Source organism: Bacteroides sp. 519 (genome assembly GCF_010500955.1).
Taxonomy (GTDB): domain Bacteria; phylum Bacteroidota; class Bacteroidia; order Bacteroidales; family Bacteroidaceae; genus Bacteroides.
Map to the genome: position 1 here is coordinate 315224 of NZ_QVMJ01000007.1, position 16359 is coordinate 331582.

At 39.5% G+C, this 16359-nt stretch carries 13 protein-coding genes; 4 read left to right on the forward strand and 9 right to left on the reverse strand.

The annotated features are described in order from the left end of the window. Positions 1 to 591 precede the first annotated feature (591 nt). Complete coding sequence (locus D0T85_RS09450; protein WP_163212591.1) at positions 592 to 1575, reverse strand: site-specific integrase; 984 nt, start codon at positions 1573 to 1575, stop codon at positions 592 to 594. Between the two features lie 468 nt (positions 1576 to 2043). Between D0T85_RS09450 and D0T85_RS09455 the strand changes: the two genes are divergently transcribed. Next, on the forward strand, positions 2044 to 2952 hold the full coding sequence (locus D0T85_RS09455; protein WP_163212593.1) for a DMT family transporter: 909 nt from the start codon (positions 2044 to 2046) through the stop codon (positions 2950 to 2952). An 82-nt stretch (positions 2953 to 3034) separates the two neighbouring features. On the opposite strand, the gene D0T85_RS09460 is transcribed toward D0T85_RS09455, so the two are convergent. From D0T85_RS09460 to rsmA, 8 genes are all read right to left on the reverse strand, one after another. Then, positions 3035 to 4384, reverse strand: coding sequence for a DUF1080 domain-containing protein (locus tag D0T85_RS09460; protein WP_163212595.1), 1350 nt, complete (start codon positions 4382 to 4384; stop codon positions 3035 to 3037). A 127-nt stretch (positions 4385 to 4511) separates the two neighbouring features. After that, a complete protein-coding gene (locus D0T85_RS09465) occupies positions 4512 to 5933 on the reverse strand; it encodes a Gfo/Idh/MocA family oxidoreductase (protein WP_163212597.1) in 1422 nt (473 codons plus the stop codon). A gap of 34 nt (positions 5934 to 5967) precedes the next feature. Beyond that, positions 5968 to 6792, reverse strand: coding sequence for an FAD:protein FMN transferase (locus D0T85_RS09470; RefSeq protein WP_163212600.1), 825 nt, complete (start codon positions 6790 to 6792; stop codon positions 5968 to 5970). A 7-nt stretch (positions 6793 to 6799) separates the two neighbouring features. Then, the gene (locus D0T85_RS09475) at positions 6800 to 7042 is read right to left on the reverse strand and encodes a hypothetical protein (RefSeq protein ID WP_163212602.1); all 243 of its coding nucleotides are present in this window, start codon (positions 7040 to 7042) and stop codon (positions 6800 to 6802) included. Positions 7043 to 7054: 12 nt separating this feature from the next. Continuing rightward, positions 7055 to 8335, reverse strand: coding sequence for a Gfo/Idh/MocA family protein (locus D0T85_RS09480; RefSeq protein ID WP_163212604.1), 1281 nt, complete (start codon positions 8333 to 8335; stop codon positions 7055 to 7057). A gap of 218 nt (positions 8336 to 8553) precedes the next feature. Then, positions 8554 to 10479: a DUF349 domain-containing protein gene (locus tag D0T85_RS09485; RefSeq protein WP_163212606.1), complete on the reverse strand. Its 1926-nt coding sequence runs from the start codon at positions 10477 to 10479 to the stop codon at positions 8554 to 8556. A 205-nt stretch (positions 10480 to 10684) separates the two neighbouring features. Beyond that, the gene (gene mgtE, locus D0T85_RS09490; protein ID WP_163212608.1) at positions 10685 to 12025 is read right to left on the reverse strand and encodes a magnesium transporter; all 1341 of its coding nucleotides are present in this window, start codon (positions 12023 to 12025) and stop codon (positions 10685 to 10687) included. Positions 12026 to 12104: 79 nt separating this feature from the next. Further along, positions 12105 to 12896, reverse strand: a complete 792-nt coding sequence (gene rsmA / locus D0T85_RS09495; protein ID WP_163212610.1) for a 16S rRNA (adenine(1518)-N(6)/adenine(1519)-N(6))-dimethyltransferase RsmA — start codon at positions 12894 to 12896, stop codon at positions 12105 to 12107. 188 nt (positions 12897 to 13084) lie between these two features. On the opposite strand from rsmA, the gene D0T85_RS09500 reads away from it, so the two are divergent. From D0T85_RS09500 to D0T85_RS09510, 3 genes are all read left to right on the forward strand, one after another. Continuing rightward, positions 13085 to 14080, forward strand: coding sequence for a lysylphosphatidylglycerol synthase transmembrane domain-containing protein (locus D0T85_RS09500; RefSeq protein WP_163212612.1), 996 nt, complete (start codon positions 13085 to 13087; stop codon positions 14078 to 14080). 119 nt (positions 14081 to 14199) lie between these two features. Then, positions 14200 to 15657 (forward strand): aminoacyl-histidine dipeptidase, encoded by a 1458-nt coding sequence (locus D0T85_RS09505; RefSeq protein ID WP_163212614.1) that lies wholly within the window; start codon positions 14200 to 14202, stop codon positions 15655 to 15657. A gap of 144 nt (positions 15658 to 15801) precedes the next feature. Beyond that, positions 15802 to 15990 carry a hypothetical protein gene (locus tag D0T85_RS09510; RefSeq protein ID WP_163212617.1) on the forward strand — a complete coding sequence of 63 codons (189 nt, stop codon included), beginning with the start codon at positions 15802 to 15804 and terminating at the stop codon, positions 15988 to 15990. The last annotated feature ends 369 nt before the right edge of the window (positions 15991 to 16359 follow it).

Genomic DNA, 16359 nt, shown 5'->3' on the forward strand with positions numbered 1-16359 from the left:
CTTCAAGATAACTACGCAAACGAACACGTTCTAAAACAGCATTGCGTCTCTTCTCTGTACTAAACATGGACAAATCGGTATCTGCGCATAATCTATTGGCTTTATGTAGCAGATAAATCAAATACAAGGTTTTCTCGTTAAGCATCGCGTCTATCAGTCGTTAGTCGTTTTATGATCCGTCTCTTATTAGGAGAGGGACAAAGCATGTTTAGCGACTTAATAAATCACTTCAATCATTTGTAAACAATTTCCAATTAAAAGATTCATTTTGATTTTGATTCTTTCACTGTTATCCGGAAAAGTCTTTGGGTAAGGGGAAGTTTATAGAAAGGAAAGGGAAAAAGCAAACATAAGGTTAATATAGGTTAAAACGCCATATAGTAAAACAGCTCGTTTGTAATCATATTTCCTTAATTACGGTGTTTTATTCTAATATATTACACTTCTGTATAATCTTGTTACTAAACTTCATTCCATTCAGAAAAGAGTTTTTTTTGCTACCTTTTGGATAATTCGTCTATTTGATCTACATTTGCATCAGATTAATGTCCCTCTCCTAATAAAAGAAAGACTTTCGTGTTGTAAGCAAATTCAACCACCTCGCAATCGTTCGTGTTCATCAAGGCGATGTGTCTTTTTCAGGCGATTTCGTTGTAGTTGGTTCTTCTCACTTACTTTCAAAATAGCACTAATAACCATTTTGTTTGCTTTGGATAAAGCAGATTGATCAAAAGACTTCAGATAAATATGGGTAACTTCTTCACTTTGGTGCCCCATAGCCTCACTGATAACGGCTGTAGGAACTCCTTCGTGATAGGCTATTGTGGCCCAACTGTGCCGGGATACATACGAGGTTAGCTTTTCTTTTATTCCAAGCAAAAGAGCTATTTTCTTCAAACGCCGGTTATGCGTACGAAGCGCATTGGTGTACACACGTTGCATATCGGCAGAAATGATGCCCGAAACAATTGGTAAGAGGTAGGGAGAACCGGCAGTCTGGCTTTCGTACTTCCGGATAATTTCCCAGGCCATTGGTTCAACTGCGATATTAACTGTGGAACTGGTTTTACGCCGCTGGTAAACAATCACATTGTTATAGATGTCGGTTTTGCGTAAATGGGCAAGATCAATAAACGAGATTCCCTGAAGGTAAAAGCTTAGCATAAACATATCGCGGGCAAACTCCAAACTGGGATACCCGCTAAGATCTGCCTCATTGATTTGAGAAATAGTGTTGCTGGACACTGCTCGTTTCATAGTAGGAATTGCTTTGGTAAAAAGGTGCTCGAATAATCCGCCCTGCAATTCGACCAACCCTTGTTTAACGGCTTTATTATACATGGACCGAATACGGGAAATGTAAAAAACGATAGAATTACGGCTTAAGCCGGAAGTAACCAGATATTCCTGGTAAGAGTAAAGCCAGTCGCGGGTAAAACAACTGGACAGATCAAGACTGTCTCCATGAAAAGACAACATACTACGCAAGGTAGACAAATACGTTTCAGCTGTACGGCAACGTCCTTCACGTTTGTATTCGTCAGCTATTTTAGTTACAAAATCTGATAAATTCATCCTCTTTATTATTTTAGTTATTCTCAATAAACGTAAGCAAAAAAAAGAAGTTTAAGCGGGAAAAGAAAAAAGAGAGAGAATAAAAACGAATATCCTTTTACACTTTCGAATAGCTGATTTTTTGAACCACAGAGTTATGCTAGTTACGCAGAGTTTGAAATTTCACTTATCTGTTTTTACTTGTCTGTTTTTATCTATTCGCAAATCATTACCATTTTTTATGCTGTAAATCGTGATTTCAAAATGCTGCATTTTGAAAATGCGCATTAAAATCGGCGCCACAGGGCGTATGACAAGGGGTAAGCAATAACGATTTTTTATTTCAACTATTTTTAGTGGCATAAAAGAATTGAACAGACGGTTGGCTATTGGAAAAATATTTCAATAGGAAGTAACAACATAATAACATTGAATGCTCTGTGTTCTTAAACAGTTACTATCTTTGCACCGTTTTTAATAAAAGAACTCATGTCGAATGATAAAAGTTTGAAAGGACATGTGGCTGTATTTGCAGCCAATGTTTTATGGGGGCTTAATGCACCTATTGGTAAATCGGTTTTAGCAGAATTTTCGGCTTTGTCGGTCACTACATTCCGGATGGTTGGTGCTGCCGTTGCGTTTTGGTTGCTATCAGCATTTTTACCTAAAGAACAGGTTTCGCCCAAAGATATGGTGCGACTTTTTTTTGCTGCTATTTTTGGTATTGTGTTTAACCAGGGAATGTTTGTTTTTGGTTTGTCATTAACATCACCTATTGATGCTTCGATTATTACCACTACCACTCCAATTATAACCATGATTGTTGCAGCAATCTATCTCAAAGAACCGGTTACTAATAAAAAAGTAATTGGTATAGTTGTTGGAGCTATGGGGGCGTTGGTGCTTATTTTCAGTAATCAGCCAACAGCCATGGGTGGTTCGGGCCATATTCTTGGCGACCTGCTTTGCCTGATGGCACAGTTCAGTTTTGTGATATATCTAACAGTTTTTAAAGATCTTATCCAAAAATATTCTCCTGTAACTGTTAGTAAGTGGTTGTTTGTGTATGCATCGCTTTGCTTTATCCCAATTTCGTACAGAGATATGGTAGGTATTGATTTTACTGCCATCCCTTGGGATATGATGCTAAAGATAGGATATGTGGTGTTGGGAGCTACTTTCCTTTCGTACATTTGTATGATGACCGGACAAAAGTACTTGCGACCTACCATTGTAAGTATGTACAATTATGTTCAGCCCATTGTAGCCAGTATTCTTGCTGTAATCTTAGGAATGGATACTTTTGGAATATCAAAAGCAATCGCCATTGGATTGGTTTTCCTTGGGGTATATATTGTTACTCAAAGTAAATCGAGAGAGCAAATGGAGTCAAATTGAAATTAAGAATTAAGAATTAAAAATTAAGAATTACCAGTGCGGCATCGTAATTCTTAATTTTTAATTCTTAATTCTTAATTCATCAAGGTATTTCCTTAATCTTCACATTCTTGAACCATACCTCATCACCATGATCTTGTAACAAGATGTGTCCTTGTGCTGAGTTACCAAAGTTTGGCCAGTCGCGGTATTTACTGTAGGCTACTAAGGCATTGAACATCTGAGTATTGCGATCGTATTCAATGATCTTCTTGTTGTTTAACCAATGTTCAACATGGTTACCTTTAACAATAATCATGGCTGTGTTCCAATCGGTCTTTTTCACCGGTTTATCTTCGGGAGCAGGGATTAGATCGTATAAAGAACCCAGTTTACGGTTACCCTTTACACCAAGTTTTGCATCAGGGTGTTTTTCATCATCCAATATCTGGAATTCGCAACCGATAGCCGATCCGGCACCTTTGTTCATACCCGGATCAACAAAGTATTTAATACCGCTGTTTGCTCCTGCAGTAATTTTGAAATCAACTTTCAGGATAAAGTTTTTATATTGCTTTTTGGTAACAATGTCTCCACCGTTGGTCGATTCGCCACCATCGCTTTTCAACACTTTCAGGATGCCATTGTCCATAACCCAACCTTTTGCAGGGAAGTTATCAATACGTGCACCTCTCCATCCTTCGTTAGATTTTCCATCCCAAAGTAATTTCCAGTTATCTTTGGCTTCAGTCGGAGATATTGTATTAATGATACAGTTAACTTCGGGTGCTACTTTAGAAACGGGAGTACTGTATTTGTCCAGATCGGTAGTCATGATACGGATATCACGCCAGCTGATTGTTTTACCTTCCTCCTCGGCTTTGCCAATAGAATGTACCTGTAGTGCTATAAATCCGGAAGGGGTTGCATCGTCCCAGATGTTAGCACAAGGAATTCCATTCACCCATGTGCGGATTGAGTTTCCGATAGCTTCTATACGAGCTTTATTCCACTGGTCTTTCTTGAAAGCTGTTTGTGCAGCAGGATTTTCCGTCATTGGATAAAGCCAGCCACGACGTGCTTCGTCATAAATACCACCACTCCATGCACGAGGTGCAGGATCTATTTCAAATTGGTATCCATGTACACGACCATTCTGATAATTTTTCAAACTCTGGCTACGAAATTGTACGCCCGAGTTCAGCGAATTATCTACCTTAAATTCAAACTCAAGTATAAAATCGCCATAGTTTTTAGTTGTTGCAAGAAATGTGTTAGGGGTTCCTAATTTAGAAGTGCCCACAATAGTTCCGTCTACAACTTTGTACTCGGCTTTTCCGTTTAACTTCTTCCAGCCTTTCAGGTTTTTACCATTAAATAAAGGCTCCCACTGTTGTCCAAACATGGCAACAGCTACAAAAACAAAGATAAGTGATAAAATATTTCTTTTCATGATGATTGTATGTTTGTTTATAGTTAGTAAAGGTTATAAAGTAGATAAAGTAAATAAAGTAGTAAAACAGGTAAAGTAGATCTTTATAACTTTATCTTCTTTATTATCTTTATAACCTTTATCTACTTTATAATTTATAAAACTCCTCCCAACCTTTACGTGGTGGTAGGCCGGCGAGCATAGCATTTGCAAATTCGTTGTTTGTAATTTGTTTTGTTCGGCTATCGAAAAAGAGTTGTGTATTTAGTCTCTGCGCCATAACTCCCAGTGAGAATACCTGACTTAATGGTCCGTGCAGTTCAAATGATGAACGGGTTTTCTCCATTCCCTGACAGGCTAACAAGAAATTTTCAAAGTGATTGGATGGACTCTTTGGTACTTCCGGTAGTTTCGATGCCATATCGCGTGCTTTATCTTCAGGGATAATTGAAAGAGTACTACCATGACTACCACCTTTGAAGGTTAAGTCTTTACTATATATAATCTTTCCCGGATTTATTTTTGTTGGTTTTACTTCGCCCTGATTGGTTGTTGGCACATTGGCATCCGATTTAGAAGAACCATATCCTGCCGGAATTGGCGGAAGGTTATCCAAACCATCGTACCAGGTTATATCTACCGGAGGCATACTCTTACGTTGTGGGAAACGGAAAAGGATGGTCGACGAGTAAGGGAAGAAATAATCATTATGCCCGTTTGCATACTGCATGGTTATTTCATAAGGCAGGCCTAGTTCAAGGAACTCGTGCGCAGCATCCAAAATATGTGCTCCCCAGTCGCCAAGTGCACCCATACCATAATCGTACCAGCAACGCCATTCGCCCAGATGATACTTTTCATTATATTCATGATAAGGAACAGCGCAATGCCAGTTCATCCAGTCGAGTGTTTTAGGAGTGGGTTGCATTTCGGGATACTTGTAGATGTTTGTATCCCATTTATGCCAACGGCGTGGATTATTCATGTGAGCAGTAATTGCTGTAACATCTTTTATAATGCCAGCATCCTGCCATGCTTTAAACTGGAAGTAATTTGCTTCGGAGTGACCTTGGTTACCAACCTGCGTTACCACATTGGGATGTCTGCGGGCAGCATCCATCATTAGTTCGGCTTCGTGGAAAGTACGTGCCATTGGTTTTTCTACATACACATGCTTGTCTAGTGATATGGCAAGCATTGAAATTGGGAAGTGCGAGTGGTCGGGCGTAGCAATAGCAACAGCTTCGATTTCGTTACCCATTTTATCAAACATCTGTCTAAAATCCTGAAACTGTTTTGCTTTCGGATATTTAGCAATTACTTTCTGTGTGTGTGGTGCGCCCATATCAATATCGCACAAAGCCACAACGTTTACCATTCCGGTGCGTTCGAAATCGCCAATAATTTGTTCGCCACGATTACCTATACCTACATAGGCAATGTTTATTTTTCGTCCTGCCCCTGCTACATTCTTGTAATTCGCAGCATTCAGAACACTTGTTGTTCCTCCTGCAGCCAGTCCGGCAGAGGTAAGAGCAACCGTTTTTAAAAAATTTCTTCGTGTTACCATGATTAGTAGTTAATTTATTGTTTCAAAATAAAGATTAAACAATTGAAGTTGCGTATGGAAAGTTAGAAAGTATCTTTTCATGATCCTCTGCATTGGCAGCAAAAAGTGCTGTAGAAAGAGCTTCGCCTTCGGTTCCGGTGGGAGTTATTACTGAAACATGTTTTTTGCCTTCAATGAAACATCCTGTATGCGGATTGATAATATGCTTTCGCCCGGCAGTTTCATTACCCGAAGTTGTAAAACATTCATTCTTCAATAACACCTCCGTATCTTCATTACCGGTTTGAGTATTATACTTTATCTTCCATCCATCGCCATGAGGATGATTGCCCAGAGCTAATATGGAGCTGTTGCCCATGTTTACCAAGGCATCCCGGATATCATATTCTGCCAGAATATTGCGAATCTTTTCCAGTCCACAGCCTTTCAGGTAACCCGAAAGATCGAGCCGTATCCCTGCTTGCTTAAAACAAACAGACTTATTGTTCGGATCTAATTCGATATATTGCATAGCACAATTATTAAGGTTATCTGATTTTATACTGATGTCGAAATATCCCAGCGTTTTCTGATAATAATCCACACAACTACTTATAATCGAATATAACTCGTTGGTGACTAGTACCGGAGTGCTATTTTTGGATTTATTTAACAGATACAATTCACCGGATTCATTGAAGTAACTGCCTGTTTTTTCCAGTTCCTGCAATTCTTTTTCCAGTTTGTAGGCTACAGTTTTTAAATGATTTTCCGAATGGGAACCATAAAAAACGATGTCTATACGGGTATGCATGGCCTGCCACCAGGCATAGGCTATACTATCGTCCTGCCACTTTTTATAAATAAACTGAATTGGCAAAATACAATTATTTATCTTTTCGGCGAATCAGATACAGTATTCCGTAAAATATACCTCTTAGGATACTCCAAAGTATATATAATACCACCGATCCAACAACAACATATCCAATAGAAGTTATTAGTTCGATGTATGATGTTTTATAAGCTATGATAGAATAAAGATTTGCCAGATTGGCTATCAGAAAACAAAACAGAAAGGTAAGTATCTCTGTTTTTTTACGTCGGGCGGTTATGACGGTATCTTTCATACGAAAACAAGGTTATCTTTTGTGATTCAGGTAATTAATTTTATATTCATCCGGGAAAGCAACTGTACGTTCTTCCTCAATGGCCTGATGACCAAGCAAACAAAGTGCACTGGCATAGTAGCCTTCTTCGGCAATGTTTTTTGGTTGCTTATGCGTTATTGCAGCTTCGGCAAAAGCATCCAACAGTAAGTCGGTACCATCGCCATAGTTAGGACGCTCGCCCAAAATGAATTCACCTTTGTTTGCCGATGCTGTTTCGGGTGCCCAGCTTGTTCCGGCAAAAGGTAATGCATCAAAAAGTTTGTTTTCTATTTCGTTTACCATCTGAAGAATGCCGGGAGCGGGAGCCACACTTTCAAAGTAGTATTTGCCTTTTTCCGGTTCAACTGTTCCTAAATGGCCGAGTATTTGTTCTTCAAGTCCGTAGAATTTATTGGAGATAACCGACTCAAAGTTCATTTTTACTCCATTTTTAAATACGTAAATACAGCTAACATTGTCATAAACCTCGCGACCATCTTTCCAGAAAGTAATAGCTCCATGCCCCATTACTTTTTCGGGTATTTCGCGCAATGCCCAGCTACCGGTTTGCAACTGATGGCAGGCAAGTTCGGTCATTAAGCCTTTGGAGTATTCTTTGTATAAACGCCAGTTTATATGACGTTCCAGTTCAGGCGATGGTACTGGTCTGCGCCAATCTCCATTCCGGAACCAGAAAGCGCGTATTCCGTTTATATCACCAAATGTACCGGCATGCACCATTTCCATGGCTTTGATATACCTGGGATCGAAAAGCCGCTGTTGCCCTGAGAAGAAAACAAGTCCGGTTTCTTTGTGGCGTTGGTACATATTGTAGCATTCTTCGATAGTGTAGCCAAGACATTTTTCGCAGAATACATGTTTGCCGGCATCAAAGGCATCCATTGCTATTTGGTAGTGGGTATTCAGAGGTGTTGCAATGATAACTCCTGCAATGTCTTTATCTTCCAGCAGTTTCCGATAGTCTGTATATACTTTGGCATTGGGAACCATCTGTAGTGTTTCGTCAATTGATGGTTGGTAAATGTCGCATATTGCAGTAAATTCTACTCTGGGATTCTTGTTGAGGAAGCTCATCAGGTGACGTCCACGCGATCCGGGTCCAATAACACCTAATTTTATTTTTTCTTTTTCCGTGTGTGTGGTTTCGGAAAATGCTGAAAGCCATGGGCTTGATAACAATAATGTACCCATACTGGCTATGCCTACGTTTTTGAGGAAGTTGCGTCGGCTTATTCCATAGTCTTGTTTCATTATTCTCGTATTCTTAATTGTGGATGCGTAAAGATATTAAAAGAATAGGAGTGTTTAGAAGATTATGTGGTTTCGAAGGTTGTTTTTAACAAAATTTATCCGTTTTGTGTGCGTGCACAAAGTGAGTATAGTTAAATAAAACGACCCCAACAGGGTCAACGCATCCATACAATAATACTTTTTGCGTTGACCTTGTTGGGGTCATAATTCTTTGTTCATTATTCTTGTTCTCTCAGCGAATCATCAATAACCTTGATCTTCTCTGATACCAATTCCAAATCACCTTTCAGTTTTTCAATCTTCCGATTGATTTCTGTTAACAGGCTATTACCCTTCTTTGAAGTGGTGGTAAGGAATCCCATGTTATTTTCATAAGTGAGCAATTCGTTCTTAATATTATCACGGGTACGCTGTAGTTTTTCACGTTCTCTGTACAACGTTTGTGCTCCACCTTTATCACCGCTACTAATATTGCTGATGTTAGACTTGAAGTTGCTCAGTTTCTTCTGAGAAACCTGCATATTGAAGCGATCGAACAACTGATCAACACAGGTATGATATTGTTTATATATTCTGTCTTTTTCTTTAAATGGAACATGACCAATTGTATTCCACTCTTTCATTAGTTCGCGTACCAGTTCTTCTGCTTCATCTGCCGCCATTGAATCATCAATCGCTTCCAACTGTTCAAGGATAGATTTTTTCTTTTTAAGATTATCCAGTTCAACTGTTTTTTGAGATGAAGTTGCTTTATTTTTCTGTTCAAAGAAGTAATCGCATGCCCCAATGAAGCGTTTCCAAACGATATCGGAATATTTCTTTTGTACCGGCCCAATTGTTTTCCATTCTTTCTGCAATTTAGAAAGCAGGTCGGCAGTTTCTTTCCAATCCGTGCTGTCTTTCAGTGCTTCTGCTTTTTCGCATAATGCTTTCTTCTTTTCAAGGTTTTCATTCATACCCTCTTTAAGAGTACGGAAGAATTCGCCTTTCTTTTTAAAGAACTCATCACATGATTTGCGGAAACGCTCGAATATTTTCACATTCATTTTTTGCGGTGCAAAGCCAATTGTTTTCCATTTGTTTTGCAAAGCAATAATTTCCTGTGTTTTAGTTTCCCATGCACTGAATGTTTGCAGTTCTGTATAATCAATTGTTTCTACTATTTCGCAGATAACGGTTTTTTGATCCAGATTAAGTTGTTCAGTAGCTTTCAGCTCTTCGAAATGTTGTTGATGGCGACGATTAACCACAGTTGATGCTGCTTTGAACCGGTTCCATATTTCATCACGAAGTTCTTTGACTACGGGGCCTGTATCACGGAATTCCTGATGCAACTTCTGCAACTGGTGGAAAGCCGATACAACATCAGATTCTTCTGCCAGTCTTTCGGCAGCTTCGCAAAGATGTGTTTTAATCTCAAGATTCTTCTTGAAATCGTAATCGCGGAATTCGTTATTCAGTTTTAAAATATCATAGAACTTCTCAACATAGTGCTGATAGTTTTTCCACAATTCATTTACTTTGGATTGAGGAATCAACTTTATTTCATTCCATTGTTGTTGAAGCTTCTTGAATTCGTTATAAGATTTATTTGTATCGTCGGGAGATTCTACCAATTCTTTCAATCGATCAATGATAGCCAGTTTCTGAGTAAGGTTCTCTTCTTTTTGCTTTTCGAGATCAGCAGCCAGTTGGCTTCTTTTTTCTTTAATAGCAGTCAGGACTTTCTTGAATTCTACTTCCAATTCATCAGCAGTAGGGATAAACTCTTCCTCTACACCACCAGCTTCAACAAAAGCCTTTTTTGCAGCTTCAACTTCCGCATTGTGGAGTTTATAGAAATTTTGTTTTAAACTGTCAAGTTCCTGCTTTGTTGCTTTCTCAGCATCAGTAGCCCATTTTTTCAACTGCTCCAAAATGCCTTTCTTATCAGCTTTAGGCACCACTTTTTCTGCTTCATTGTCTGTATCAGATTCTTTTGGTTCAGGTTGAGCAACTGCTTCCTCTGCTGTAGCTATAGGAGTTTCTGCTTCCGGGAGTTCTGCTTTAACTGCTTCTTGAGTTGTAACTTCGGGAGTAGTATTCTTTACTTCTTCCTGTTCTTCTTTTTGCAAAGGCAGATTAGTGTCATGAGAGTCCATCATTCTATCTTTTATTTTATGATATGGTTTGAGCTATTCATTGAATCGTGCGCAAATTAATGAAATAAAACAATTACTTCATAGATTTTACTGATTTTTTTTAAAAAAAAGGAGGTAAAAGGAGGTAAAGGAGGTAAAGGAGGTAGAGTAACCATGCGGCATCACTACTCTACCTCACTTTACCTCCTTTACCTCACTTTACCTCCTTTTACGATAACAAAACCGTAATTCCCATATACAGCATCATGCCTATAATATCGTTTGTTATAGATATGAAAGGTCCTGTTGCAATAGCCGGATCTATTTTAAGTTTTTCCAGCGTCATAGGAACAAGGGTTCCGAATATGGAAGCAAACATAACAACAGAGAACAAACTAATTGATACTGAATAGGTAACTGTTGCTGTAGCACCAAATCGTATAAAATTATAAATGTAGACTAATAAAGAGATAATAGTTGCATTAATAAGCGCTACCACTGCTTCTTTGCCTGCATGCTTGAAAATATCTTTCGGTTCAAGTGAACTGTTGGCTAACCCCTGCACAACAATCGCAGAAGATTGGGTTCCTACATTTCCACCCGTTCCACCTATCAACGGAATATAGAGTGCCATTTCGGGATGTGCTGCAAAGGTAGAATTAAAGTTTCCCAAAATCATTGAGTTGGCAATACCCCCAAACATTCCAATAAGTAACCAGGGCAAACGGGCAGTGGTTTGACGGAATACACTGTCGGTAGTTTCAACATCTTGCGAAAGACCGGATGCCAACTGATAGTCGCGTTCCTGTTGTTCACGGGCTTCGTCCATCACATCGTCAACCGTGATTCGTCCTACCAAACGTCCTATACTGTCGATTACCGGTATAGCAACAAGGTCGTACTTCTCGATAGTTTGAATAACCTCATCAATTGGGGTATCTACCCTAACCGAGATGGGATCTTTCCGCATTACATGTTTTACCTTTGATACGGAAGGGGAGGTAATTACCTTTTTCAGCGGGAAAACACCTCGTAACCTCTCATCATCATCAACAACATACACATAATATATTTCGTCCAGTTCCTCGGCCTGCTGACGCATTTCTTTGAGGCATTCGGGCATACTCCAGTTCTCGTTAACGACAACCATTTCCGTACCCATGTGTCCCCCGGCAGTATCTTCGTCATATTTCAACAGGTCAACAATATCTCCTGCCTGTTCAATATCTTCGATATGGGATAATACCTCTTCCTGCTTGTCTTCGTCCAGATCACGGATAATTTCTACAGCATCATCCGTATCCATATAATCAACAAAGCGCTTGGCAATGATTTCCGACGGCAGAAGATCAAGAAATTCCTTACGGTCATCCTCGTCCATCTCCAAAAGAACGTCGGCTGCCGTTTCATTATCAAGCTGCATATAGATAAATTTGGCCTCTTCAAGCTTCAATTCATCTATCAATTCAGCAATATCGGCAGGGTGAAGATCATGCAGAAGCTCCCTGATAGTGGAGGCTTCTTTCAGCACGATGAGTTTTTTTATTTGGTCAATGTATTCCTCGTTCACAACCTTCTTAGTTGAGAGTTGAGAGTTGAGAGTTGAGAGTTAAAAGTTATTATGCAAGAACAGCATTGTAACTCAACTCTCAACTCTCAATTTTCAACTGATTAAACACTCTGTTCGTTAACTCTATAAATTGTTCTACCGACAATTGTTCCGGGCGTTTATTGAACAATTCATCCTGCAACAGGGATGAATCTTTGCCCAGAATAGGTTTTATTGAGTTTCGTAATGTCTTTCTTCTTTGATTGAAAGTGGTTTTTACTACTCGTTTAAATAACGCTTCGTCGCATCCTAATGTTGTAACATCGTTGCGAGTCATGCGTATAACTGCACTTTTTACTTTGGGAGGAGGATTAAACACTCCCGGCTCTACTGTAAACAAATATTCTACATTATACCATGCCTGAATCAATATGCTTAGTATACCGTATGTTTTACTACCCGGCTTGGCAGCAATACGTTCGGCTACTTCTTTCTGAATCATGCCTGTACAACACGGTATCAGGTTTTTATAATCCAGCATTTTGAAGAATATCTGACTGGATATGTTATATGGATAGTTTCCGGTAAGTACAAAAGGTTGTCCGTCGAAAGTACGGTTAAGATGCATTTTAAGAAAATCGTCCTGAATAATATGGTCCTCCAGTTCAGGATACTCCCGACGCAGGTAATCGACCGATTCATAATCAAGTTCAACCACTTTCAGCAAACGTTTTTTAGGAAGAAGGAATTGAGTTAACACTCCCATACCGGGACCAACTTCCAGAATCGGGATATCCGGCACAGCATCTACTGTATCGGCAATGTTCTGTGCTATTTTTAAGTCCTTCAGGAAATGCTGTCCCAGAAACTTTTTGGGTTTTACCTTCTGCATTTGAGTTTTGAGTTTTGAGTAATGAGTTTTGAGTAAAGGGTTAAGAGTTCTGAATTTTATAGTGCTGCGTAGTAAAAACTCAAAACTCATTACTCAAAACTCATTACCCATTAGCTTATTCAGATAATTTTAACTAAGTTTGCAGTGGACAAAGGTAAGCCTTTTTCCCGAAGAATAAGCGATTTAGCATGAATAAACTAATAAAAAAGACACTTAAAATAGTATTTCCCTTACTTCTAGGGGGTGGTATCCTAATATGGGTTTACAGAGATTTTGATTTCGAAAATGCGAAGCAAACACTGCTATATGGCATGAATTGGTGGTGGATGATTGCTTCACTGTTCTTTGGAATAATGAGCCACATAATCAGAGGATGGCGTTGGAAAATGACCTTGGCTGCTATGGATGCTTATCCTAAAACATCGAACTGTATTAATGCTGTTTTTGTGTCGTATGCTACAAACCTGGTTTTACCGCGGGTGGGCGAGATTTCGAGGTGTGGCATATTAGCCAAGTATGATGGTATTTCTTTCTCAAAATCGTTGGGTACTGTTGTTTCCGAACGTATCATCGACTCATTGTGTGTAGGGCTTATTACTGCCATGGCTATGCTTACACAAATGAAAACCTTTACCCGCTTTTTCGAAGCTACCGGCACCGATATACATTCTATTACCGATGTATTCACCTCTCCCCAGTTTTACATTGTATTGTTCAGTATAATTGCAATTGCAATCTTACTATACTTTCTTTTGCGCACGCTTTCTTTTTTCGAAAAGGTGAAAGGAGTTGTACTGAATATATGGGAAGGAGTTATTTCTTTGCGGAAGGTAAGAAATTTCCCTTTATTTGTGTTATATACAGTATTGATATGGGGATGCTATTTCCTACAGTTTTATATCACATTTTATTGTTTTTCTTTCTCTGCCGGGCTGGGTATCCTTGCCGGATTGGTTCTGTTTGTAGGGGGTACCATAGCCGTTATTGTTCCTACTCCAAACGGGGCAGGCCCCTGGCATTTCGCTGTGATATCTATGATGATGCTTTATGGTGTAAGTAACCCCGAAGCTGCAACTTTTGCACTTATTGTTCATGGTATCCAAACCTTGTTAGTTATTGTACTGGGAGTTTACGGACTGCTGGCACTACCTGTGATGAATAAGAAAAGAGTAGCTAGTAGTTAGTAGCCAGTAGTTAGTAGTCAGTAGCTAGTAGCTGGTTGAGATGCTGCATGGCTACTGACCACTAGCTACTAGCTACTAATTACTAGCTACTAACTACTAATTAAATAAAAAATAAGTCTATGAAAACAATTGAATCGCTGGCTCCACAAAATGTGTGGAAGCATTTCTATTCACTGACTCGTATTCCTCGTCCAAGTGGATTTATGGGCCCGATTACAGAATTCCTTTTAAACTTTGGAAAAGGGCTCGGTTTGGAATCATATACCGATGAAATAGGTAATGTGATTATTCGCAAACCTGCAACTGCCGGAATGGAAGACCGTAAAGGAATAATCTTACAGGCCCATATGGATATGGTGCCACAGGCAAACAATGATACAAAACACGATTTTACAAAAGACCCGATAGAAACCTATATTGATGGCGACTGGGTGAAAGCCCGCGGCACAACTCTTGGTGGCGACAATGGTTTGGGGGTAGCAGCTATTATGGCTATTCTGGAAGATAAGAACCTGAAACATGGCCCACTGGAGGCATTAATTACAGTTGACGAAGAAACCGGAATGGTAGGTGCTTTTGGTTTGAAAGCCGGAGAGCTACAAGGTGAGATTCTTCTGAATTTGGATAGTGAAGACGAAGGCGAACTTTATATCGGCTGTGCCGGAGGTATTGATATCACTGCCGAAATGAAATACGAAGGCGTAAAACCGGAAGAAGGTGATGTATGTTACCGTGTTTCTTTAAAAGGTTTGCGTGGTGGTCACTCCGGATTGGAAATAAACGAAGGACGTGCCAATGCTAACAAACTGATGGTACGGTTTATGTACGATGCTGTTATTGAAGCAGAAGCTCGTTTGGCTAGCTGGAATGGTGGCAATATGCGCAATGCTATCCCACGTGAGTGCGAAGTAGTTATCTCTATCCCTGCCGAAAATGCTGATACCTTACTGGAACTGGCTAAAGATCACGAAGCGATGTATAACGAAGAGTATAACGCTGTTGAAACTCCAATTACACTTACTGTTGAAAAAATAGATGCAGTAGCCGAATTGGTTCCCGAAGAAATTCAAGACGGATTGGTACGTGCCATCTTTGCTTGTCAGAATGGGGTTACACGCATGATTCCTACTATCCCCGATACAGTAGAAACATCATCCAATCTTGCTATTGTAACTATCGACAGCCGCGAAGCATCCATTAAAATACTTGCCCGCAGCAGTAGCGATTCAATGAAAGATTATCTGGCTAACAGCCTTGAAAGTTGTTTTGCTATGATAGGCATGGAAGTTACACTGAGCGGATCGTACAGTGGATGGCAACCTAATATAAATTCGCCGATACTGGCTTCAATGAAGAAAGCATATCAGGTACAGTTTGGAAACGAACCGGCTGTGAAAGTAATTCATGCTGGTTTAGAGTGTGGTATTATTGGTGCCGCTGTTCCCGGTCTGGATATGATATCTTTCGGGCCTACTCTACGTTCACCTCACTCACCAGATGAAAGAGCGTATATTCCAAGTGTACCGAAGTTCTATGATTTCTTGGTGCAAACACTTGCAGACTCGCCTAAGAAATAGAATAAGTTTATATTTTGATTCTAGTGTCAACCACAGATTAACCGATTACATTGATTTTTCATTACTAATCAGTGTTATTTGTTAATCTGTGGTTAATAGACTTTTGACACAGGTTAGTTAAATTGAAAGAATGAAGCGTTTGTTTTGGATAAGATTAATAAAAAAACAGAAGATCGTAACCTTATGGCCATACATAAATCGTCGGATACGATTCCCGGACTTCCTTATACATGTGAAGAACGTATTGCTTCAGTGCGTCGTGGAACAGAAGATATACTTACCGGACGAACAGTTACAATGGAGACATTACGAACAAAACATCCCAGAATATGAAACTATTAGTTTTTCTAATGCCCTCTGGGCATTAGCCGTAGCACATATTGCATACAATTGCCCGTAGGGCATTCATATCAATAGAAAATAATATCGTGACACAATTCTTAATCCCCATATGGGGATTCATATAAATCATACTCATGACTTGTTTGATCTCTAATATACAGGTAATAACAGCAACCACGCCTAGCGCCCTGATAAGGGCAGCTTAATTATTGAGCTGGGCTTACAGCCCGCTTTTATGGTGTTTTCCATTACCCCAGGCGATGCCCAGTCATGTTCGGAAGATTTGTATATTTCCCTTTATTGCTTATTTGGGGTTATCCAAATTTTATCCTTTCAGAACTATCGTTTTCTTTTTTACGG